General features: G+C 69.2%; 2 protein-coding genes. Both read left to right on the top strand.

What is annotated here, in order from left to right:
- Positions 1-131 precede the first annotated feature (131 nt).
- Positions 132-539, top strand: a complete 408-nt coding sequence (locus tag AQY21_RS03000; RefSeq protein ID WP_058096349.1) for a cupin domain-containing protein — start codon at positions 132-134, stop codon at positions 537-539.
- 4 nt (positions 540-543) lie between these two features.
- The coding region (locus AQY21_RS02995; protein WP_161905896.1) for an AAC(3) family N-acetyltransferase at positions 544-862 on the top strand (319 nt) is incomplete at its 3' end.

The following is an 862-nucleotide window of genomic DNA, read 5'->3' as shown; positions in this document are numbered from 1 at the left end:
TTCTGCGCAAGGCGGATCAGGACGCGACTTAGGGCCTCCGGGCATTGGGGCTCCTGGCGGCGGACCTGACAGCGGGGGCCTCGGTCGGCTATGCTGTCGGGGTCCTTTCCACCAGCCACCGGGAGGCAGCGATGAGCGACGAACACGCGGGCAAGGGCGTTATCCATCTGCCGCCCGGCGAGGGACGGCGCTACGCCCTCGGCCGGATGACGGCGGTGTTCAAGGCCGACGAGGATGAGACGGCTGCGCGCTACAGCGTCTCGGAATGGTGGCTGGAGCCCGGCGCCGACGGGCCGGGCGCGCATGCGCATGAGGGCAATGASGAGATCTTCTACGTCATCGCCGGCACGGTCAGCTTCCTGGCCGGGGAGGACTGGCTGGACGCGCCGCAAGGGACSTTCCTGCGCATCCCCGCCGGCGTGGCGCATGATTTCAGGAACCGCACCGCTGAGCGTGTCGGTCTGCTGAACGTCTTCATCCCCGGTGGCTTCGAGCGCGACATGCCCGCCATCGTGGATTGGTTCAGGGACAATCCCTAGGGTCATGCGCGGCAAGGCCACGATCACGGCGGATCTTCGGCGGCTTGGCCTGAAACCGGGCGATCTGGTGATGGTCCACGCCTCGCTGAAGGCGCTCGGCCCGGTCGAGGGTGGTGCGGCCGGGGTCGCCCAGGCGCTCATGGATGCCGTGGGGCCGGGCGGTACGGTGATGGGATACGCCTCCTGGGACCGCTCGCCCTATGAGCAGACGCTGAACGGCGCCCGGATGGACGAGGCCCTGCGCCGCGACTGGCCCGCCTTCGATCCCCGGACCGCGGGCACATATCGCGGCTTCGGCCTGCTGAACCGGTTCCTTGCGGAGC

The organism is Paracoccus sp. MKU1, assembly GCF_001447385.1.
In the GTDB taxonomy this organism is placed as follows: Bacteria; Pseudomonadota; Alphaproteobacteria; order Rhodobacterales; family Rhodobacteraceae; genus Paracoccus.
This window is presented reverse-complemented; position numbering and strand designations above follow the sequence as displayed.